Source organism: Christiangramia crocea (genome assembly GCF_022410465.1).
Classification (GTDB): Bacteria; Bacteroidota; Bacteroidia; order Flavobacteriales; family Flavobacteriaceae; genus Christiangramia; species Christiangramia crocea.
On record NZ_JAJSON010000020.1, the window covers coordinates 158,823 to 179,749 of the forward strand.

17 protein-coding genes and 1 tRNA gene are annotated in these 20,927 nt (G+C 38.7%); 10 read left to right on the top strand and 8 right to left on the bottom strand.

The window, feature by feature from the left end; genetic code table 11:
- Nucleotides 1–24 precede the first annotated feature (24 nt).
- Nucleotides 25–651 (bottom strand): DUF4403 family protein, encoded by a 627-nt coding sequence (locus LU635_RS09795; RefSeq protein ID WP_240098629.1) that lies wholly within the window; start codon nt 649–651, stop codon nt 25–27.
- Nucleotides 652–1,122: 471 nt separating this feature from the next.
- Between LU635_RS09795 and LU635_RS09800 the strand changes: the two genes are divergently transcribed.
- The gene (locus LU635_RS09800; protein ID WP_240098631.1) at nt 1,123–1,599 is read left to right on the top strand and encodes a carboxymuconolactone decarboxylase family protein; all 477 of its coding nucleotides are present in this window, start codon (nt 1,123–1,125) and stop codon (nt 1,597–1,599) included.
- A gap of 563 nt (nt 1,600–2,162) precedes the next feature.
- The gene (pckA, locus tag LU635_RS09805; protein ID WP_240098633.1) at nt 2,163–3,743 is read left to right on the top strand and encodes a phosphoenolpyruvate carboxykinase (ATP); all 1,581 of its coding nucleotides are present in this window, start codon (nt 2,163–2,165) and stop codon (nt 3,741–3,743) included.
- Nucleotide 3,744: 1 nt separating this feature from the next.
- On the opposite strand, the gene LU635_RS09810 is transcribed toward pckA, so the two are convergent.
- Nucleotides 3,745–4,887, bottom strand: coding sequence for a hypothetical protein (locus LU635_RS09810; protein ID WP_240098635.1), 1,143 nt, complete (start codon nt 4,885–4,887; stop codon nt 3,745–3,747).
- A gap of 171 nt (nt 4,888–5,058) precedes the next feature.
- On the opposite strand from LU635_RS09810, the gene LU635_RS09815 reads away from it, so the two are divergent.
- The 7 genes from LU635_RS09815 to LU635_RS09845 all read left to right on the top strand — a co-directional run bounded on the left by LU635_RS09815 (nt 5,059) and on the right by LU635_RS09845 (nt 15,818).
- Complete coding sequence (locus LU635_RS09815; RefSeq protein ID WP_240098637.1) at nt 5,059–8,307, top strand: SusC/RagA family TonB-linked outer membrane protein; 3,249 nt, start codon at nt 5,059–5,061, stop codon at nt 8,305–8,307.
- Between the two features lie 13 nt (nt 8,308–8,320).
- Entirely contained in the window at nt 8,321–9,739 is a 1,419-nt protein-coding gene (locus tag LU635_RS09820) for a SusD/RagB family nutrient-binding outer membrane lipoprotein (RefSeq protein ID WP_240098639.1), read from the top strand.
- Nucleotides 9,740–9,741: 2 nt separating this feature from the next.
- Nucleotides 9,742–10,524, top strand: coding sequence for an SGNH/GDSL hydrolase family protein (locus LU635_RS09825; RefSeq protein WP_240098641.1), 783 nt, complete (start codon nt 9,742–9,744; stop codon nt 10,522–10,524).
- Nucleotides 10,524–12,002: an SLC13 family permease gene (locus LU635_RS09830; RefSeq protein WP_240098643.1), complete on the top strand. Its 1,479-nt coding sequence runs from the start codon at nt 10,524–10,526 to the stop codon at nt 12,000–12,002. Before LU635_RS09825 ends, LU635_RS09830 begins: the two co-directional genes overlap by 1 nt.
- A 29-nt stretch (nt 12,003–12,031) precedes the next feature.
- Complete coding sequence (locus tag LU635_RS09835) at nt 12,032–13,819, top strand: Ig-like domain-containing protein (RefSeq protein ID WP_240098645.1); 1,788 nt, start codon at nt 12,032–12,034, stop codon at nt 13,817–13,819.
- Between the two features lie 48 nt (nt 13,820–13,867).
- On the top strand, nt 13,868–15,232 hold the full coding sequence (locus tag LU635_RS09840) for an Ig-like domain-containing domain (protein WP_240098647.1): 1,365 nt from the start codon (nt 13,868–13,870) through the stop codon (nt 15,230–15,232).
- 325 nt (nt 15,233–15,557) lie between these two features.
- Nucleotides 15,558–15,818, top strand: coding sequence for a hypothetical protein (locus LU635_RS09845; RefSeq protein WP_240098649.1), 261 nt, complete (start codon nt 15,558–15,560; stop codon nt 15,816–15,818).
- Nucleotides 15,819–15,915: 97 nt separating this feature from the next.
- Here LU635_RS09845 and LU635_RS09850 read toward each other — a convergent pair whose 3' ends face one another.
- Nucleotides 15,916–16,101 (bottom strand): hypothetical protein, encoded by a 186-nt coding sequence (locus tag LU635_RS09850; protein WP_240098651.1) that lies wholly within the window; start codon nt 16,099–16,101, stop codon nt 15,916–15,918.
- A 203-nt stretch (nt 16,102–16,304) separates the two neighbouring features.
- On the opposite strand from LU635_RS09850, the gene LU635_RS09855 reads away from it, so the two are divergent.
- Nucleotides 16,305–16,733, top strand: a complete 429-nt coding sequence (locus LU635_RS09855; RefSeq protein ID WP_240098653.1) for a DUF6616 family protein — start codon at nt 16,305–16,307, stop codon at nt 16,731–16,733.
- 118 nt (nt 16,734–16,851) lie between these two features.
- On the opposite strand, the gene LU635_RS09860 is transcribed toward LU635_RS09855, so the two are convergent.
- From LU635_RS09860 to LU635_RS09880, 5 genes are all read right to left on the bottom strand, one after another.
- Nucleotides 16,852–17,757, bottom strand: a complete 906-nt coding sequence (locus LU635_RS09860; RefSeq protein WP_240098655.1) for a hypothetical protein — start codon at nt 17,755–17,757, stop codon at nt 16,852–16,854.
- 299 nt (nt 17,758–18,056) lie between these two features.
- A complete protein-coding gene (locus LU635_RS09865; protein ID WP_240098657.1) occupies nt 18,057–20,054 on the bottom strand; it encodes a hypothetical protein in 1,998 nt (665 codons plus the stop codon).
- 139 nt (nt 20,055–20,193) lie between these two features.
- A tRNA-Met gene (locus tag LU635_RS09870) sits at nt 20,194–20,266 on the bottom strand.
- A gap of 59 nt (nt 20,267–20,325) precedes the next feature.
- Nucleotides 20,326–20,679, bottom strand: coding sequence for a SpoIIAA family protein (locus LU635_RS09875; RefSeq protein WP_240098658.1), 354 nt, complete (start codon nt 20,677–20,679; stop codon nt 20,326–20,328).
- Between the two features lie 63 nt (nt 20,680–20,742).
- Nucleotides 20,743–20,925 (bottom strand): CPXCG motif-containing cysteine-rich protein, encoded by a 183-nt coding sequence (locus tag LU635_RS09880; RefSeq protein ID WP_240098661.1) that lies wholly within the window; start codon nt 20,923–20,925, stop codon nt 20,743–20,745.
- Nucleotides 20,926–20,927 lie beyond the last annotated feature (2 nt).

Here is a 20,927-nt window from a genome sequence, read left to right on the forward strand (position 1 = left end):
GATATGCATCAGCTTTTGTCCAGATTAAAGCTTGATCTTTTCAATCTCTACCACTCCGTTGGCGCTAATATTTAAAGAAATCCAAAGATCATTCTCCCCGGCCATGAATTGCGATATTTCCAGATCATCAAGTGAACCTATAAGATGAATTCCCTCTTTTGCTTCAAGCTTATTTTCAAGTTTTTCGTTGAGTGCATCCATCTGCTCTTCGATGTGCGGCATAAAATTGAAATTCATTTTCTGCTTCAATTTTGAATACATCCATTTATTAATTACAGCCTCCAGTAACTGATTTGCGATCCAGTTACTGGTCTTACTATCTACTTCATAATCTTTCAATGAAATTTTCTGATTTTCTCTGTCAAGCTCCAGGGATGCATGACAAAGGAGCCTTACCTGTTTATTCTTAAAAAGGCTCGTGAGCGTTTGCAGATTAACATGGAGACATAGATCAAAATCTTCGAGTTCGCTTTTAGTTATGGAAACATCCAGGATCTGCGCATAATTGGAAGTTTTCCCCTCCTCATTTTCCTTGCTGATGATTTCGCCTACCAGCTTCTCCCTTAAATAATTATCAAGTACGGGATAGCCTATTTTAACAGGAATGGTCACATTAAAATTAGCTTCTGAAATTTTATCTAAATCATTCATTCTAAAAAAGTTTATATTTTACATAGAGCTTTTGAAGCCTGAAGAAAATATTTCAGAAAAAGGTACGCATTTCAGTATAGTCAACAGAAACGCGAAATGATAATTTTTTGCTAATTCCAGAAATTAAGAAAACCGGGAAACAGATTAGTATAACTGAACCAAACAAAAACCTTTCATTAGAATGAAAGGTTTTGTGACTGGCAATTCAACAGTAAAGTTCAGGTGTAACAATGCTATCTTTATACCCTACATATGAAATAAGCATCTAAACCATCCTAGCCTACTGGAAAATTTATCCTACCCCTAATATAGTGAGAAGAAGAACTCCAGAAAATACCTAAAAAGTGGTATTTTGTTTTCCAGCAATTCCTTAAGAATGCACAATCCGTCTACTAATTTTTCTGGTTTTAACCTATTTACACAATGAGAAAAATACATGACCTTAAATATTAATTTCAAAAATTTATAGTCATGAAATCTCTGATCAAAAAGGAATCAATTAAACTACTGCTCATTGTACCTCTTATGCTAATTTCATTGACGATAAACGCTCAGGACATTAGTTCTTATGAAAAGGCCAAAGCCGAAATTGAAGAAGAATTCGGGATGTTTCCTGAAATGTTTGAAGTATTCCCCGACCATGCCCTGGCCGGTGCCTGGGAAAATTTTAAAATGCTGAACAGCCCGGAAAGTAAGATTCCACCCAAATACCGGGAATTACTACAGCTCGCGGTGGCCTCACAGATCCCCTGCAACTACTGTATATATTATCACACTGCCGCCGCTAAGGCTCATGGTGCCACAGATGAAGAAATTCAGGAAGCAGTTGCCCAGGGAGCCCAAACCCGGCATTGGAGTATGATATTACAGGGAAATCAGGTGGATTTTGAGGAATTCAAGGATGAATTCAATGCAATGATGAAGCATATGGCTTCAAAGTCTAAATAGGGATCTCATCAAGAAAGGATCAGTTCTGCTGGTCCTTTTTCGTTCGATTCTATATAGCTCATTTGTTTTTAAAATGTTTAAATACAATCAACAATACTATAAGTGCTACCACCAGGATTGTAATAAGGCCTATCAATTCTAAATTTTCCATTATTGGGAATTTATCATGAATCTATTCCAAAAAAACACTGTCTAGAACAATTCACTATCAATTTATGAAAATAAGCTTTAAAAAATAAAAAAGGGCCGATGCCCTACACTATCGACCCTTCAAATCCTTAACCAAAGAAGGAATCAAATATATTTTTATTTGTGGTTGGTAGTTAGCTGTATAGCATTAAATATTAGCTCTATGAAACGATTCCTTTCCCAGGAGAATGTCTTAATTCCCCAAAAATCTTTTGATCCTCAAAACACCAGTTTAATCCGTTCGCATCCCTTCCCTTTTCTTTTCGGAAAGACTAAGACCATTAAATTTTAATAAATTTTAATAAAAACCAGTAAAGGCCATTATTTTAGTAATAATTTAGTCATATTGCTGACATATCAACAAAACATATCTTATGAAATCAGATGTTTTATCAGACTCACAGGTACTTTTTCAACCTGATCCTGAAGAATTAACAGATATAATCCTTGCTAATAATGAAGGCCAGCTGACCAATTCGGGAAGTATTGCCATTAATACCGGTAAATATACAGGAAGATCTCCAAAGGACAGGTTTATTGTTAAAGATGAGATCACTGATGAAAAAGTGGACTGGGGTAATATAAATCAACCTATTCAACCCGAATATTTTACCAAACTTAAAGATGATGTATTGCAATATCTCAAAGGGAAAAAGATCTTTAAAAGATATGCATATGCCGGAGCCCTTAATGAGTATCGCTTAAACCTGGAGGTAATTACCGAATATTCCTGGTCTAATCTGTTCGCATACAACATGTTTTTGAGGCCTGAAGCATCAGAACTTGAAAATTTCCAAAAGGAATGGACAGTTATTGATGCACCCGGATTTATGGCAGACCCTGAAGTCCACGGAACGAGGCAGTCTAATTTTGCCATTCTAAATTTTAAGGAGAAAACGGTTCTTATTGGAGGTACGGGATATACGGGGGAGATCAAAAAAGGAATTTTTTCAGCTCTTAATTTTATACTTCCCGTACAACACAATGTACTTCCCATGCACTGTTCAGCAAATGTAGGCGGAGATGGCGATACCGCGATTTTCTTCGGTCTCTCGGGAACGGGAAAGACCACTCTTTCTGCAGATCCCAATCGAAAATTGATTGGGGATGATGAACATGGCTGGACTCCAGATGATAAGATTTTCAATTTTGAAGGAGGCTGCTATGCAAAGGTCATCAACCTGAAAGAGGAATCGGAACCGGATATCTTTAAGGCGATCAAAAAAGGAGCCCTCCTTGAAAATGTGATCATTAAAAACGGGGAAGTAGATTATACTGACACTTCCATCACACAGAATACACGGGTTAGTTATCCCATAGATCATATAAAGAACATTCAGGTTCCTTCGATAGGCAGTAATCCGAAAAATATATTTTTCCTCACTGCTGATGCATTTGGAGTATTACCTCCTGTCTCCAAGCTTACTTCCAGCCAGGCAGCATATCATTTCATTTCCGGGTACACTTCAAAGATTGCGGGTACCGAAGCGGGAATTACGGAACCAGTTCCATCTTTTTCAGCCTGTTTTGGAGCACCATTCATGCCCTTACATCCAACGGTATATGCCGAGATGCTCAGTGAAAAGATTGATAAAAGCGGGGCGAATGTCTGGCTTATCAATACCGGCTGGACCGGAGGAGCATATGGAGTTGGAGAACGAATAAAGCTGAAATACACCAGGGCTATGGTAAATGCGATTTTAGAAGGAAAACTTGACACCCGGTATTCCTATGAAAAATACCACATACATTCAGTCTTTGGGGTGGCTCAACCAAGAACCTGCCCGGGTGTACCCGATAAGGTATTAAGTCCCAGGGCAACCTGGAATGACGATAAGGCCTACTATACAGAAGCTTTCAAACTTTCAAATGCTTTCAGGAAAAATTTTGAAAAATTCGAATCCTACGCAAATGAGGATATAAGAAGAGGCGGCCCCCAGCGATTCGACTTTTAACTTATCTGCAAATATTGTTGATATACTGATCGTCCAGTACGAAGATCTTTTCATAATCAACTAAAAATCTGCCGGTGGTGAACTGACATTTAAAACTCAGTTCATCACCTTCATCAATATAATGAAAGTCTGTATTAGGCACGTCAGTTGGCTGGCAGCTTATTGGTTTGGAGAAATCCTCAAGCCGGTTCTTTGCTATCGCGTTTATCTCACTCTTAAGTTCATCTATCAGTTTTTCTGAATCGATCTTTTTCAGAAGTGATTCTTCAGGCAGAAATTCAATATCCCTGCCAATAGCTTTCCCCTTCCTGTTTATCAAAGTACTGTCTATTGAGAATTCATTCCTGAAAAAGGTATGTACATAAGCGATCTTCACGAAGTTATCATCACTGGCAAAATCTGAATTATTATAAGATTCCCTGATCCTGGTTCTGTTATCGGCCATTAAAAATGAATCTATGGGAAACTCCCTCTTATCATACCATATTTCATGTAGCTGATACTCATAGCCCTCAAAATTTTTCCCATCATCACTACTTTCATCCATGCACCTGGCATACATCACAGCATCCTTCGCTACATAATGAAACCCGTTCCTTTCCCTGAAAAACGGGATCTTATATTCATTCTTTAAAGTCCACTTTCCCTGATATTTATAACATGGGTAATTACAGTCAGCCGGAAGTTCCTTAAGTTTTACATACGGCATGATATATTTATTCTCAAAACTCCATTTTAACATCTCATATCGGGGCGATTCCTTAGTGATCAGATTTTTACCGGTGTCTCTGGAATATAAGAATAACAAATAAGCCAGTAGAATAATAAATGCCAGCCCGAGAATATAAATAATCCAGTTTCTTTCAGCCCGGACACTGCCATTTTCCGGAGATCGATGTTCTTTTTGAAGCCTGTCTTCATTTAACAAACGGTTAACATTCCTTAAGGCTCTTTTAAATTCACCTTCAGAAGCAGTATTGTTGATCAACCTGGAAAATTGTGAATCACTATAACATAGGTCCCTTGCAATTCTTGAATTGCTGGTAGATTCAAACTTATTCTTCCCAGAATCAAACTGACCATACTTAGTCTCAAGCTTTGAAACAAATTCTTTATGATAAGGGGTAGTATTTTCCTGGTTCATTTTAGGCTTTAATCAATAAAATTCGGTAAAAATCATTAAAAATTATTAAAGTGACAATTATATGGTTATCATTTTATATAATTGCTAACAAACGTTACAGTTTTTTAAGGTTATAATAACAGATCCTAAAGGTACAATTAATTAACCAGTACTTTAAAAAAACCAATTCCAATGAAATATTTATTTACTAAATCTTTTTTGCTCTTACTCTTTTGCTTTTCTCAGGTTGCGTTTAGTCAGCAACAGGTTTCAGGAACTGTTAAAGATCAATATGGCATGCCACTCGCCGGAGTAACGGTTTTAGAAACCGATACCCAAAACGGAACAGCGACCGATTTTGATGGCAAATTTACGATATCGATTTCGAATGAAGATGCTTCGCTAACATTTAGCTATCTCGGCTTTAAAAGAAAAGTGGTTAGCGTTGGGGATGACACTAATATAGATGTTGTTCTGGAAGAAGATGTGGAGTCGCTGGAAAGCGTAGTGATCAACTCTCTTGGCTTTAAAGAAAAACGAGATGAGTTAGGTTATGCCAGTTCCACAGTAGATGGAGAAACCGTAAGCGAATCAGGTGAAAGCACCTTATTAAATGGGCTATCCGGTAAATCTTCCGGAGTAAGGATCTCCCGAAATTCAGGGGATCCCGGAGCTGGCGCCTATATTCAGATCAGAGGTTTATCCTCTATAACCCGAAACAGTCAGCCACTTATTGTAGTTGATGGAGTACCAATTAGTAATGATGTACGGGGAAATTCTGAAAGCAGCGGGGTTAGCCAGGAATCCAGGCTAAACGATATTAACCCGAACGATATTGCATCAATTTCAGTATTAAAAGGTGCTTCAGCGGCTGCCTTATGGGGTACACAGGCGCTTGGTGGAGTTGTGATCATTACCACTAAAGATGGTAGTTATAACCAGGGCCTTCAGATAAATTATTCCACTACTTTTTCTTATGATGTGATCAATCAGAAGTATCCATTACAGAATGAATACGGACAGGGTGATGGTGGAGTTTATGACCAGCGCGCGAGGGATTCATATGGAGACCTCATTGCCGATCGCCCCGGTGGCCAGGATGACTTTGACACTTCAGGAGAATTCTATGAAGACCAGGATGGGCGTATCTATTACCCTATCATAAACAAGAATTCACAGCAAACTTATGATGATTCAAATTTCGACCAGGTATTCGACAATGGTTATTTCTGGGAAAATAATATTAGCCTTAGTGGAGGAAGCGCAAAAAGTTCAGTTTTCTTCAGTATAAGTGATCTTGATCAACAGGGTATTATTAAAAATAATTCTGATTACAGAAGAACTACAACGCGTTTAAACGCGAAACATAAATTTAATGAGGTATTGAGTCTGGACTTTAGTTCAACTTATGCCCGAACAAACTCCAACAGAATTAGAAAAGGTGCAAGTTCTTCAGGCTTATATCTAGGACTGTTAAGGAACCCTACAGATTTTGATATATCCGGATATAGAGGAAATTACTATTCCGGGCCTGATGCCTCACCTGTTTCAGACAGACAAAGATCTTATCGTGAACCCTTGGGAGCCGATGGATCACCGACTTATAACAACCCATTATGGACCATAAATGAACAGGAAAATGAAGCAAAGGTAGACCGTTTTATCACAAATTTTGAGCTTACCGCTGAACCAATGAGTTGGCTTGACCTTATCGCTAGAGTTGGTCTTGATCATTACACTGAAGAACGAGATGAATTCTTTACCCCCGGATCTGCTGCTGGTGCCTTTCGTTCAGGCCTTATAGATAATTCTATCGCCAAGAATACCATCTTCAATATGGACTATATCGCCAAATCTCAGTTCAACGTAAGTGATAATTTTGGTGGTATTTTCCTTGCCGGATTCAACTATAATTCAAAATCAAGAAGTGTTGAGGGAGCATCCGCAAGAAATTTCATTCAGTTTGTAGATGTAGACAGCGGAATTCGCGATATAGACAATGCATTGCCTGAAAACAGATCGGTTACAAGTTCTGAAGGCCATGAAAGGACTGCCGCGGTCTATTCCTCATTGTCCCTGAACGCTCTTGAGATGTTATACTTCACAGGAACTATCAGGGTAGAATCAGCCTCTACCTTCGGGAATAATGTAGATAATACTTTCGCTTTTCCATCGGCCTCCCTGGCATGGCAGTTCACCAAGCTTCTGGACATCAATGACGATGTACTTTCATTCGGTAAATTAAGAGCTTCTTATGGTGAGGTTGGGGTGCAACCCTCTCGTTATAATACTTCCAATATATTTGTTTCACCTTCATTTGGCGATAGTCTTGGTGGTGACCTCGATTTGACCCTATTCGGAAATGGAGCGTTCATTCCAGCTGCTGGTAGAGGAAATACCGCACTAAGACCTGAAAGAAAAAAAGAAGTTGAATTTGGAGTAGATCTTAGATTCCTTCAGGATAAACTTCGATTTAGTGTTACTTATTTCGATAATAAAACTGAGGACGTCCTTTTAGATTTTCCTTTACCAAACTCAACCGGTTACAGTTCCATTTATGCTAACGGAGCAGAAATTGAGAATAAAGGGCTCGAGTTAGATTTAGGATATCAAATAATCCTGACAGATGATTTCTCATGGAGCATTAACTCAAATTTCACCACTGTAGAGAATAAAGTTACCGACCTAGTTGGTATAGAATCATTCGATTTAGGAGGCCTGGCAGCAGTTTCTTCTAGAGCGGTTAAAGGCGAGCCACTAGGTGTACTTTGGGGTTCGAGAGTTTTAAGGGATGAAGAAGGTAATTATGCTTTAGATGAAAATGGATTTCCTATACAAGATCAGGAAGTAGGTGTGATTGGGGATCCCAATCCAGATTGGCAGGGAGCATTGTCTACTTCTATTAAATACAAAAACTTTAGACTTTCAGCATTGCTGGAAACCTATCAGGGAGCCGATATTTTCGCTGGAACAAAATCTGTACTTCGTGATCTGGGTAGATGGTACGATACAGCTAACAGAGTTACTGCTGAACGAAATTATGTGACTTCAGCAGGTAATGTGATCAATATAGGTGAAACCTTCCGTGGAAATATTCAGGATTTTGGTGGAGGACCTGTAGCACTTACCGAATCATGGTATAATGGTGAAGGAGGATTTTTTGGTGGAGGGACTGATGAACTTTATATTGAAGATGGTTCCTGGACAAGGCTTCGTGAATTAAGTCTGGGTTATTTATGGGATTCCCAATGGCTGAAAAATACAACCAAATTACAGTCGATTGAATTTACAGTAACAGGAAGAAACCTGTTCTTATGGACACAGTTTGAAGGTAATGATCCAGATACCAACCTTTCCGGGATTAGTGCAGCTCGTGGTATTGACTATTTCAACAACCCGGCAACAAAATCATATCTGGTAAATCTTAACGTAAAATTTTAAAACTATCAACAACATGAAACGAATTATAATTTTAATACTTGTTGTAAGCTTTCAGCTCTCGTGTAGCGACCTGGTAGATGGCATTAATGACGACCCTAATAATATTACAGAAAGTACATTTGGTAGTATCCTAACAGGTGCTGAAGTTGGAAATCTTCTTGTGCAGAGTGGGGAAACAGCAAGAAGGTCTGCCCTTTTTGCCGGACAATACACAGGATTAGACCGCCAGCACCTGAGTTTAACACAATACAATGTAACTACCAGTACTTTTGATGCTTTATGGTATGATCTCTATGTAAATGCATATAGAAATGCAGTTGTTGCTGAAACTGTTGCGATAGATGATAATATTGGTCCTGTAAGCCTTGGAATTACCCAGGTTTTAAAGGCATATATTATTGGGACTGCAGCTTCACTTTATGGAGATGTTCCTTATGATGAAGCTGGCGATATTGAGAATACGAATCCTGCTTATGAAGATCAGCCTGCCGTATTTCAGAAAATCCAGGATCGCCTGGATGAAGCTATCTCAAATTTACAAATAGGTGGAGGGCGACCTGTTGGAGGATCTGATATTTATTATGATGGTGCCCCAAATAAGTGGATCGAATCCGCCTATACTCTAAAGGCAAGATTTTATTTAGTTACAAAACAATACGATTTAGCCTATCAGGCTGCACAAAATGGAATAAGTTCTATGGAGAACAGCATGTACGCTCCACACGGTACAGCGGTTCAAAATTCAAATTTAAATTATCAGTTATTTGCTGTCGCAGTTAGACAGGCCGATGTGGTAGTTTCTGATTTTATGACCAGTTTGGTGCAACCCGGATCGGAAAACCCAATGCCCGAAAATTATCGCGGAAATAGTAAAACCGACGAAACAGCGAGATTTAACTATCTCTTCAATATTACCAGCGTAGGAGTTCAGCCGAATACTGAAGATGGTTTTGCGGCGCAAACAGCTCCTGCCCCACTTGTAACCTATCAGGAAAATTTACTGATCCTGGCTGAAGCCGGATTACGTTCCCAGGGTTTTGATGCAGGATTGAATGCACTCAACAATTTCAGGGCATTTATGGATGCAGGAGGATATTTAATGAATATAGACGCTGCTAACCTTAATTATGAAGCTTATGCTGCTGCGGACTTCGCTCCGGGAGGTATTGAGAATCAAGATGGGTTATCTCAGGAAGATGCCTTGCTAAGAGAAATTCTGGAAGAAAGATATGTTACACTTTTCGGACTTATTGAACCATTCAATGACATGCGAAGAACTCTTAATGAAAGTAACGTAAGGGTTCCGGTAGAGCCTAATACAGGTAACCAGTTGCCTCAGCGTTTTCTAATCCCCCAAACTGAAATAGACAGGAATGAGAATGTTCCAAACCCAATTCCAGACTTTTTTGAACCTACAGATATCAATTCATGATAATGACAGAAATGAAGAGAAATAATGCCCGACGTTTACTGCGTCTATCTATCATATTACTTTTTCTTCCGGCTGTATTGTTCAGCCAGGAAGAGCAGGCAGAGAAAGTTCTGTTTGTTGGAAATAGTTTCACCTATTTCTGGAACATGCCCCAAATGGTAGAAGCTATGGCAAAAGATCAGGATGTAAAGCTGCAAACCTCACAATCCACTGTGGGGGGCAGCAACCTGGAACAGCACTGGAAAGAAGAAAAGGAAACGAATACCCGGATTATTCTTGAAGAAGAAAGCTGGGACTATGTGGTGCTTCAAGATCATAGTATGAGTACCATAGATGCACCTGAAAGGTTTACTACTTATGCCACCAAGCTCATTGAGCTTGTAAAGGAAAAAGATGCCACTCCCCTGCTTTCAATGACCTGGGCTTATGATTCCAATCCGTTAATGCAGGAAACTATTGGCACTTCCTATATAAAACTTGGAAAAGAGACCGGTGTGAACGTAGTTCCCGTGGGAACCATTTTCATGCAGGCTCAAAAAGCGAGGCCAGACCTTAAGATGTACTTTGATGATAAACATCCTTCATCCGACGGGTCTTACCTGATAGCTCTCATTTACTATAAATATCTCACAGGTAGATCTGTAAAAGATATTCCGAACCGATTAAAAACCACAGATTCTGATGGAGACCTATTGTATCTCAATTTCGTTCTCCCAGAAACCGGTGTTTTTCTAAGACAACTGGTGGAAGATTTTGATATGGAATCATTTAAAAAGGCACATTAATGAAGGCTCGGAAAAACATTTTTTTAGCACTCGGCCCGGTATTATTCATTGTATTACAAAGCATTGGAGGACCCGAAGGAATGCCAGATGCTGCTTATGATGTATTATCAGCAACCATCTGGATCGCATTATGGTGGGTGACAGAAGCAGTACCTATCGCCGTAACTGCATTACTCCCCATTGTTTTATTCCCGTTAACGGGAGCCCTTGATCTTTCTACGACAACCGCTTCCTACGGGCATAAATATATTTTTCTTTATATGGGAGGATTTATGCTTGCGATCGCGATTGAAAAATGGAATCTCCATAAGCGTATTGCATTGCATATCATAAATCTAATAGGCACTAATGTAAAGAATATCATTCTTGGCTTTATGGTGGCCACGGCATTCCTTTCCATGTGGATATCGAATACCGCGACATCTGTAATGATGCTTCCCATAGGGATGTCTATCGTTTCACAGCTTAAGGATAATCCGGCTACCAAAGAAGATGAGAACAGGGTCTTTGGAAAAGCTTTAATGCTGAGCATTGCATACAGTGCATCAATAGGAGGTGTTGCAACCCTCATAGGAACACCTCCAAACCTGGTCTTTGCCGGCTACATACAGGAGATATACAATATAGATATCACTTTTTTCCAGTGGTTAAAATTTGGGCTGCCCATATCTGTATTATTACTTATCATCTCCTGGTACTATATAACCCATATAGCATTCAGTTTTAAACAGAAGGAATTCCCCGGCGGGAAACAGGAAATTCAAAAATTTATTGCTGAATTGGGTCCAATGAAACGGGAAGAGAAGATCGTAATGAGCATTTTCATTATAACGGCATTCTGCTGGATCACCCGTTCATTTATCCTGGAAAAATTCCTTCCGGGAATAGACGACACCATTATAGCGATGATCGCAGGGATAAGCCTTTTCACCATAAGTTCTGGAGGGGAAGGAAAAAGGATCATTAAATGGAAGGAAGCCGTAAAAATGCCATGGGGGATTATTCTCCTGTTTGGCGGAGGTATGGCACTTGCTTCAGGATTTGAAGTTACAGGACTGGCCGAATGGTTTGGCCTACAGATGACATTACTCCAGACTTTACCGCTACTGCTCCTGGTATTGATCGTAATTTTCAGTGTTAATTTCATTACTGAGCTTACATCTAATCTGGCGACCACAGCAATGCTTTTGCCAATCCTGGCCCCTATCGCATTAAAACTAGACCTGAATCCATATATGTTACTGGTCGCAACAACGGTAGCAGCATCATGTGCTTTTATGTTACCGGTGGCCACCCCGCCAAATGCAGTGGTTTTTGGCTCGGGATATTTAAGAATCCCAGACATGGTGAGAACAGGTATCTGGATGAACCTGATCTCAATCCTTATACTAACGGCAATGGTCTACTTAATGCTACCAATCCTCTGGGATTTTGATCCTTTTGGATTCAGTGAAGAATTTGTACTAAAACAACCATAAAATAGAATAACTCTCTAAAACATTAAATAATGGAAACTATTATAAAATCTAAAACGAGAGCACTTTTGAGTTCATGTGTCTTTATCTTCATCTTGCTGGCTTTCTCAGCCTGTTCCAATGATGATGACATAGCTGTTAAAGATGACGGAGTTCTTAGGCTGCTAAAACAGAATATAGGAGAAGATGACCTCATGGATGGTGCTGAGAATATTCCCGTGGAATCTTCTTTAACCCTGGTATTCTCCCACAGTTTGAATACCGAAGCGCTGAGTTCAGCACTACAGGTGAACGCTGAAGGAGGAAACGCCGACTACAGCCTGGAATTTTCAAATTCTAATTCAACAATAAAAATTACTCCAAATACGAGATTTGATTATGAAACAAGTTATACTATAAACATTCCGGAAGGAGTATACGGGGCTGAAGGAGAAGCTCTAAAAGAACCGGTAAATATCAATTTCAGAACCGCAGCTTATGTACCTCCTGTTATTAAGCTTTCTTCTGACGCCGATAAAGTAAAGGAAAGTGCAGAGACCATAACGATCACTGCTGAACTTGATAAGGATACTGATGAAGATGTCACGGTAGACCTCGATTTCGCAGGAACAGCCACTTTGGATACAGATTATTCTGTAAGTAGTACGGAACTGGTGATCCCTGCGGGTGAACTTTCTGCCACTTTTGAGCTTACTACCACCCCAGATCAGGAAAATGATGACAACGAATCCGTGATCATAAGCGTAGCATCCATAGAGAATGCAACCGATAATGATAATACACAGGTTCAGATCAATATTACTGAAGAATTACCGCCGCTTTCACTTAAAGGTGTGATGGCACTTACCTGGGATGGTTCAGACACTAACGACGGTAAAGCAGTTCATGTGGTGGCCAATGCAGATATTGCAGATCTTAGTATCTACAGTATTGGAGTCGCGAATAATGGTCTTGGCACCGACGGACCTGAATATACCTTCCCGGCGATCTCACTTTCTGAAGGGGACAACGTTCTTGTTGCCCGTAATCCGGAAGCATTATCAGCGTATTTCGAAAATTGTACTGATGAATTTGCAGTAATACTTGAATCTAACAATTCAATTAGCCAGAACGGAGATGACGCGATAGAACTTTATAATGGGGATACCATCATTGAAGTATATGGAGATTCAGATGTTGACGGGACTGGTTTAGAATGGGAGTATTCAGGCTCATGGGCTTATAAGATAGGCAGAGAATGGACTTACGGTGGTGTTGACTGCAGCGTTGGAAGTACTCTTAACAGCCAGTCATCCTGTCCATATCCAATTTGTAAAGAAGCTCTTGAGCTTAAAGGAGTACTGGCCATTCTTTGGGATGGTAGTGGTACAAACGGTGGAAAAGCCGTCCATTTTAAAGCAAATAAGGATATTGAAGACCTTAGTATCTACGGTGTAGGTATCACCAACAATGGCGGTGGAACCGATGGAGTGGAATACGTATTCCCTCAAATGGCTGTAGAAGAAGGTGATGACATCCTGCTCGCCAGAGAGCCGGGTACCATAGCAGCCTATTTTGGCGGATGTATAGATGATTTTGAACATGTACTGGAGTCAGACTCCATGAATCAGAATGGAGATGACGGTGTTGAGCTTTTCAATGGCGAGGCCGTGGTTGAAACCTATGGTGATGCCAATGTTGACGGAACAGGTGAATTCTGGGAATACTCAGGATCCTGGGCCTATAAGATCAATGGTGAATGGACCGTTGGCGGGGTAGACTGCGCCGCTGGTTCTACCACCACTCAAAATTCCAGTTGCGTATATCCAATTTGTGAATAGAATTAGTCATGAGCGGGAGTAAAAAAGCTCCCGCTCTTAAAAACCATTATGAAAAAATTAAACATATCATTTCAGATACTGGGATCATTATTAATAGCCTTTCTTTTTACAGGCTGCGATACTGACTCAGATCCTCCTAAAACTGAATTAACAATTAGTTCAGTAAGGATCAATGGCTCAAATCTGGGTAATGATATGTCAAATGTTCCTCTGGATGGAAGTATAGAGATCGCCTTCTCCAGCACCCTGAATTCTGAAGGATTTACAGAAGCATTTTCATTTTCAGATTTCCAGGGAGAAGCGATTTATGATATTTCTTTGACTAGTGCCGGATCAAAAGCGGTCATATCGTATACAGGACTCAACCCTAATTCACCTTATACCCTTTCAATTAATACGATGGCAATGGGAAGCAATGGGGAAGCATTGTCCACTCAGTTCTCCAGAAGTTTTACCACTACCGAAGCTGAAGAAACAAAGACTCCGTGCACTTCGGCTACGGAAGAGTGTATCCAGCAACTGGAAATTACTGAAGGCCTTTCTTTTCAGTTTTACAGTACATTCGAAATAGTTTCAGACAATAACTACGTGTGGGAGGAAATTGAAGAAGTAATTTTTTCAGTTCACGGGCAAAACAGGGATGCTGATAACTATTTTGGTTACATGACCAATGCGGTTGGTGCTACCGGGAAACTGGAAAACTCACTTGTTATTTCCCCTAATTTTAAAGAGGAAGCCAATGCCTCGTCTGGTGAATTATTCTGGGGGAGCAGCTGGAGAACAGGTGCCGATTCAGGAAATAGTGGAAACAACATTAGCTCATTTTCGGTTCTGGATATAATAATAGATTATCTAAGTGACCAGGAAAAATTTCCTAATCTGAAGAAGATCACTATTGCCGGGCATAGTTCCGGAGCAGCATTTGCTCAGCATTATGCCATAGTGAATACTTCAGAATCTAATCATCCCGATTATGAATTCCGGTATGTTGTGGCAAACAACCAGTATTTCTATTATCCCGACGGAAAGCGATATAATGAAAGCACCAGTGAATTCTATACCCCTACAGATTGTACGGGCTATAATTACTGGCCTTACGGATTTGAGTTCGCGCCGGCCTATGTAGACGGAATAACACAGGAAGATCTCCTGCAACTGCAAATATCCAGAAACACTGTTTATTTACTGGGAGCAAACGACACCCAAACCGAAGGAACCCTGAATACCACCGATTGTGCAGCAATTCTTTTAGGTTCAAACAGACTTGAACGTGGAAGGAATATCTTCACTTATTTTGAGACTTTCTATTCTGCTGAGAACAATCATCACAAGATCGAAGTTGAAGGTGTTGGCCATGATGCCAGCGCCATGTTCAGTTCGGATGAATTCAAACAATTTATCAGTTCTGATTAATATTTCAGACTTAGCTTTTTTAAAAGAGGTGTTCAGAATATGAATGCCTCTTTTAATTTCGCCAATATTAACTGCAGCCGGCGAATGAATCTTCCCTAAGTTAGGGTCCTGTAGATTTTTCTAATCCAGCCTGGGCTATGCATAAAAACAGCCGGGAAAACCCCATTATTTTAAATCGATTAACATAAATAAAACATTAGTTAACAGCTATTTATGAGGTAAAAACTGATTCACATCTTATCTTTATCACAGAAGATCTGATGTTTTTACAGAAAAAAGCACCACCTCCCGCTAAAATTATATACATCCATTAAACCCTACAAAAATGGAATTAATCACAATTAAAGAGTTCAACCTTCTTCCCGAGAACGAAAAAAAGGAGATCATTATTTATCATGGCGATATCATTGAATACAGAAGCGGATGGCAAAAAAATTTTGCTTTATATGCCGTTGAAAGATTCTTTGTGGAAGTGGAAATATCTGATGATGATGATATAATGAATTTTAAAGCCTTTCAAACCGGAGAGCTTCTCGATAAATATACCTTAGAACCAGGAATTTTAAAGTCTATTTTGCTTTCATAGTTATTATAATTCTAATTTAAATAATTATAAGAGTTGTAGTAAAAAAAGGGTATCCAGAAACTGAGTGCCCTGCATCTGGATGCTGTAATTTCAAGGATTAACAGTCTCTCACTTCAAACCCATTAATCTCGTTGTGAAATAAATGTGAATAAGAATTATCTTCACTACGATGCAAACAAGCCATTCCGTAGACACCTGGATTAAGATCCAAATCCAGTTTCTTAGAATCAGATGATTCATCCTCATCAAAGGAGACATAGTAGACTGGAGTTGGGTTTTCCATTTCCAAACCCTCATTTTCTCTTCTCTTGCCACCTTCTGTTCTTTTGAAAATTTTATTAAGTCACATGCCATCTTCCACCCTGTAAATCATACAATTATGATCTTCTAAAAATTTTAATTTTTGAAAAACACATTATTTTTTTATAACTTTTGATACTCCCTACTCGATTTATTTTCCTAATTATCAACTTAAAAATTATTAAAATGAAGAGATTATTTTTATTCCTATCCATTTCATTTTTCTGTTTTTCAGTGCTCAGTGCACAGGAGAATACTCAGCCGGAGAATGGCTATATTTTAACAGAGATATGGAAAGCGAAACCAGAATGGTACAAATTAACCACCGAGCAGAGAACAGATTTTTTTGAAAACAAGATCAATCCGGTGCTCATGCAAACACTTGAGAGTGGAGCCCAGATTATCGGGACCGCGATAAATAATAATACGGGTGGGGAACGAATGGATTACCAGTTTATGGCCGTCTGGAAATTTCCCAACAAAAAAAGTTCAGACCAACTGGAAAAGGCCGCAAAAGAGGCTGGGTTTCTCAAGTATTTTGACCAGGTAAATTTTAGCGGTAATATTATTCCTCCTCCTGCCCTGAATGAGCATATGGTTAAAATATCCAAATAGCAACCAGCTTAGATCCGGAAGGATAGAAGCTATCTAAACAAAAAAGCCACTCAGTTGAGTGGCTTTACTTTTAAAAACTGGACGTCAGACTATTTTATTATTAGTAGTCCGTGACCATTCATTTGAATTTCTGACTCCATTCTACAAAACCAGGTTCAATTTTTTCCAGTCTCATTACAAGCTCTTCATTATTATCGAGAGATTCTTTTCCTGCCGGAAATTCATTTTTAAGTAATCTTAAAAAATTCTCCCCCCTTTTATCAAATAAATCATTTGCCCGGCTTTCAAACATGGATTGATACCAGGCATAATCAGGAACGCCAACTCCGGCATATTTTTCATTAAAGGTATCTAAACCAGTATGAGTTGGATCATAGGCTTCCAGGATCACCCGGTTAGAAATATCCCAAACCTCTGCCAGGTGAGGATTGGTACGTCGTAAAAATGCATATGAAAAATAGTTGGCAACAAATTCATTTAACCAGTGATTGGTGTTATTGATGCCATAGGCGATCATGTAAGCATGACCTATTTCGTGAAAGCCGATAAGGTCCAGCATTTTAGCTGAAAAATTCTCATAGGAATAACCTAATTCAGAAATTTGAGACATTAATTCAGGAGACACCTCATCCTTTATTTCAAGCATAAAGTCATATACGGCTCCATCTGCCACAGAAGGAATAATGGCAATAGAGGGATTCCCGGCAGAATAAAACGGAAGCCCGTAGGGAACATCGGTATCCAAAGTCTCCCAGGCTTTTTGATCCAGTAAAGCAAGTCTGAAGTTGAGATCGGTTCCAAAGCTTTCTTTATAATATTCAAGGGCATCGGCCATTATGGGACCTAATTCTTTAGCTTTCTTCTCGGCATTCTCGGGATGATAGACCATTATTTCATACCTGGATGAATCAAGGTCTAAAGATCTGATCTTTTTTATAGGTTCGGTTCTTTTTTGAGCATTAGTGGTAAAAAATGATAGTACAAGAACACTTACAAGAAATGAGGTTTTTATTTTAAAATTCATATCGCACTGATTTGATTGGTCTTCAATCAATATATCGAATTTCAAATTTTGCTCCTAAAAGCCTCGGTGTAATAAGAGTTTTATCGATTAATTGTTAATTAAGAAATAAGAAAATTAAACTGAAAACCTGAGAATCATGGGATTAATTCTAAAAGGAAAGCCATATTATAAGAAAAAAAGCCACTCGTTTGAGTGGCTTTGCTTTTAGTAGCGAGTAAAATTGAAATATCGAACCAATTCTTCGAGGATTTAGCATCTATTTCGAAATTATAGAAATACACCTTACCCAATAAAAGAATTTACAACCTAACCAACCTAATGTAGGATGTGGATTCTGGGTCCTCACTCCTTATTATAAACTCTGTTTGTTCTACAGAATCAACCTGAAAGTAACTTACATTAGAGGTATAATAGTTATTAGTTAGGCGCAATGTTTTATTACTGGAATTGTAGAGTAAATAATAAGTAATATGATAATCTACCCATTCATTCCAACTGAAGTCATTAGGATTTCTATTCCTATATTCTGACGATACACTTTTTCCCGAAGCATCCATGATAAATTTAATTTCAGTACGACATTCTCCATCCCAACAACTATATTGATACAACCATGTACCTTCGTAATCAAATACTTCCTCAGAAACCTTAAGATTATATTCAACTTCATCTATAACTTCACCTCCTTCTCCTCTCACTGAAGCATGAATAACCTGTTTCTCTTCCTCTCCTGCAACAAATGTAACTTCAGCCATTCCATCTGAACTTACATTGGTAATTTCTGAATCAAGTGTTCCATCACCCTCGATTACTTCCCAATGTATTTTAGCCCCAACGGGGTATGTCTCTTCCTCTGGAGTAATATTTAACTCTGTACTTACATCTATTTTAAATTGCTCATCTTTTGCCAGAACCGTATCATCGATATCTGGATTTTCTACTAATTTGAAGCAGGGATATATTTCTCCATCGAGAACCTGGCGACAGATATCGATATTGTTGAGTAATGCCATGTCACCAAATTTCTTTCCCAATTTGTATGAAATTTCTACTTTTGAATAAGCATCCAAGAATCTAAGAGCATGACCAAGATATTTTTCTTTGTTGCTTGTCACAGCATCTGACATCCCACTAAAATACTCAGAGCACCTCGATAGCTCTAAAAGAGATGATTTTGAAAATTCATATAATTCAAATAAGAAAAATTTTACCGTCAATTCATCTTCTTGAAGTGCATTGATGTATATATCTATCAAACCACCAAATATATTTCCATCACAACTTTCTATGCTGGGTGCATATTGGTCTGATTTCACTCCGAATGCTGTAAATATATCATTGATTGATGTATAGAAGTTATAGAACGCAGCATCTATAGATAAAGAAGAGCTACCACGCATTGGTCCACCAAATTTCATTCGATATTTACCTTCATATCCTAAAGGTATTTCTAAATCCTCTGCTTTTTTAAATACCATACTGGTAGCAGAGCCATCATTCCAGAAATAATCCCAAACACTCTCTATAGATGGAAAACTTACTTGATTTCCGACCAACATAAGATTCCCAGTCAATGAGGTATTATCTTCATAGTCAAGAACCTCCAACCCCCAGGCAGCCGTAGTAGTTCCATCATTATTTACTAATAGATTACTATTTTCATAATTAATCTTTGGTTCAACTAAATAATCAACTTCCTGCACACGCATCATAGATTGTTGTTCATTTGCAGAAGAACTCGATAATAAACTCTTGAAAGAGGAAAGTACGGTTTCGTCTGTTAAAGGAGATTGATTATTTTTGGCAGCTACTTCTATAGCCTCAACAAGAGCTATAAATTGTTCCTTCTCTTTAACTTCATCCAATATTTTAGATAAATCACTAAAGCTGGTGTTCGCAGTCCATGGCATCATCCCAAAAATTACTTTGGCAGTAGTTTCTGCATTTATAGCTTGATTTTCATCTTCAACAAAAGAAGCGTAAAGCATATCTCCATTGTTGTTTTCAACGAACAGAACCTTCTTATCCATTGAAGTAACCCCTGCAATATAGTCTCCGTTTTCAGCAACCTCGTAATCATCAGCTACTCCAACTACTTTTAATTCCTCACCTTTAAGGTTTTCTCCTAAATCTACAGTACCAGTTATTTCGACAAGGTCATAATCAATATTAGGATTTTCAGAGGAACCAGGATTTTCGGTAGGGTCGGTTGGTGTATTATCTTCAGGTGAGTCCTTTGAGCAGCTGAGATTAAAAAGCAAAATCACAACTAACAACACTTTTAGCGAACGAAACATATTATAACTTTAGGTTAAGACGCCTCAAATATAAATGCTTACGCTTTTCAATGCCATACCCCTAAAAGGGTATTTGGTTCGATAATGGACTGAAAATAAAAAAGCCAATTATCTAATTAATAGATAATTGGCTTTGAAGTAGCGGGAACTGGACTCGAACCAGTGACCTTCGGGTTATGAGCCCGACGAGCTACCTACTGCTCTATCCCGCGATATTGGACGGCAAATATAAGACAGAAAAAAGGATTCTTCCAAACTTTTTTGAAATAAATTATTCAGTCACCCACCGAATGGCTTCAAGCCTGTCCTTTAACTCAAAAGACCTAACTTCTGTAGACACAAAAAAGTTGTCTATATCCATGAACCTACGCACCCATGCCAGGTCTGTTACCATAGCCAGCTTCTTAATCTGATTAGAATGGTCGAACTTGAACTTGATGTTTTCCAGGAGTAATTTCAACGGCACCTTATTATCTGGCATAATCTCACAGAAAAGATTGATGTAATTATGCTCCTTCAATTTTTCTTCAATAACTGCATGGATCTCCTCCAGATATTCACTGGTTATATTCCTGTCAACCATTATCCCTACCACGTGACCTGCTAATTCAAAACTAATTGCCATAACTAAACTAAAACTTTAAATTAGCAATTATTCATAAGTAATAATACGCGGAACCGAAAAATATTATTGTTCTATATCCCTGGCTTCAAATCCAACCAGTTCAGAATTTTCAAAGTTCACATGAAATTCGATAGGCCTGCAGCATACCTCGCAGTCTTCTATATAGGTCTGACTCGAAATCGAAGGGTCAAGAAGAACCGAGATCTCTTCCCAGCAATAAGGACATTGAAAAAAATGTTCATACATAA

Coding starts and splice junctions, on each gene's coding strand:
- LU635_RS09845 (WP_240098649.1), top strand. CDS start 15,558: ATGGAATTAATCACAATTAAAGAGTTCAACCTTCTTCCCGAGAACGAA.
- LU635_RS09820 (WP_240098639.1), top strand. CDS start 8,321: ATGAAACGAATTATAATTTTAATACTTGTTGTAAGCTTTCAGCTCTCG.
- LU635_RS09815 (WP_240098637.1), top strand. CDS start 5,059: ATGAAATATTTATTTACTAAATCTTTTTTGCTCTTACTCTTTTGCTTT.
- LU635_RS09855 (WP_240098653.1), top strand. CDS start 16,305: ATGAAGAGATTATTTTTATTCCTATCCATTTCATTTTTCTGTTTTTCA.
- LU635_RS09795 (WP_240098629.1), bottom strand. CDS start 651: ATGAATGATTTAGATAAAATTTCAGAAGCTAATTTTAATGTGACCATT.
- LU635_RS09865 (WP_240098657.1), bottom strand. CDS start 20,054: ATGTTTCGTTCGCTAAAAGTGTTGTTAGTTGTGATTTTGCTTTTTAAT.
- LU635_RS09825 (WP_240098641.1), top strand. CDS start 9,742: ATGACAGAAATGAAGAGAAATAATGCCCGACGTTTACTGCGTCTATCT.
- LU635_RS09860 (WP_240098655.1), bottom strand. CDS start 17,757: ATGAATTTTAAAATAAAAACCTCATTTCTTGTAAGTGTTCTTGTACTA.
- LU635_RS09830 (WP_240098643.1), top strand. CDS start 10,524: ATGAAGGCTCGGAAAAACATTTTTTTAGCACTCGGCCCGGTATTATTC.
- LU635_RS09800 (WP_240098631.1), top strand. CDS start 1,123: ATGAAATCTCTGATCAAAAAGGAATCAATTAAACTACTGCTCATTGTA.
- LU635_RS09810 (WP_240098635.1), bottom strand. CDS start 4,887: ATGAACCAGGAAAATACTACCCCTTATCATAAAGAATTTGTTTCAAAG.
- LU635_RS09880 (WP_240098661.1), bottom strand. CDS start 20,925: ATGTATGAACATTTTTTTCAATGTCCTTATTGCTGGGAAGAGATCTCG.
- pckA (WP_240098633.1), top strand. CDS start 2,163: ATGAAATCAGATGTTTTATCAGACTCACAGGTACTTTTTCAACCTGAT.
- LU635_RS09875 (WP_240098658.1), bottom strand. CDS start 20,679: ATGGCAATTAGTTTTGAATTAGCAGGTCACGTGGTAGGGATAATGGTT.
- LU635_RS09840 (WP_240098647.1), top strand. CDS start 13,868: ATGAAAAAATTAAACATATCATTTCAGATACTGGGATCATTATTAATA.
- LU635_RS09850 (WP_240098651.1), bottom strand. CDS start 16,101: ATGGAAAACCCAACTCCAGTCTACTATGTCTCCTTTGATGAGGATGAA.
- LU635_RS09835 (WP_240098645.1), top strand. CDS start 12,032: ATGGAAACTATTATAAAATCTAAAACGAGAGCACTTTTGAGTTCATGT.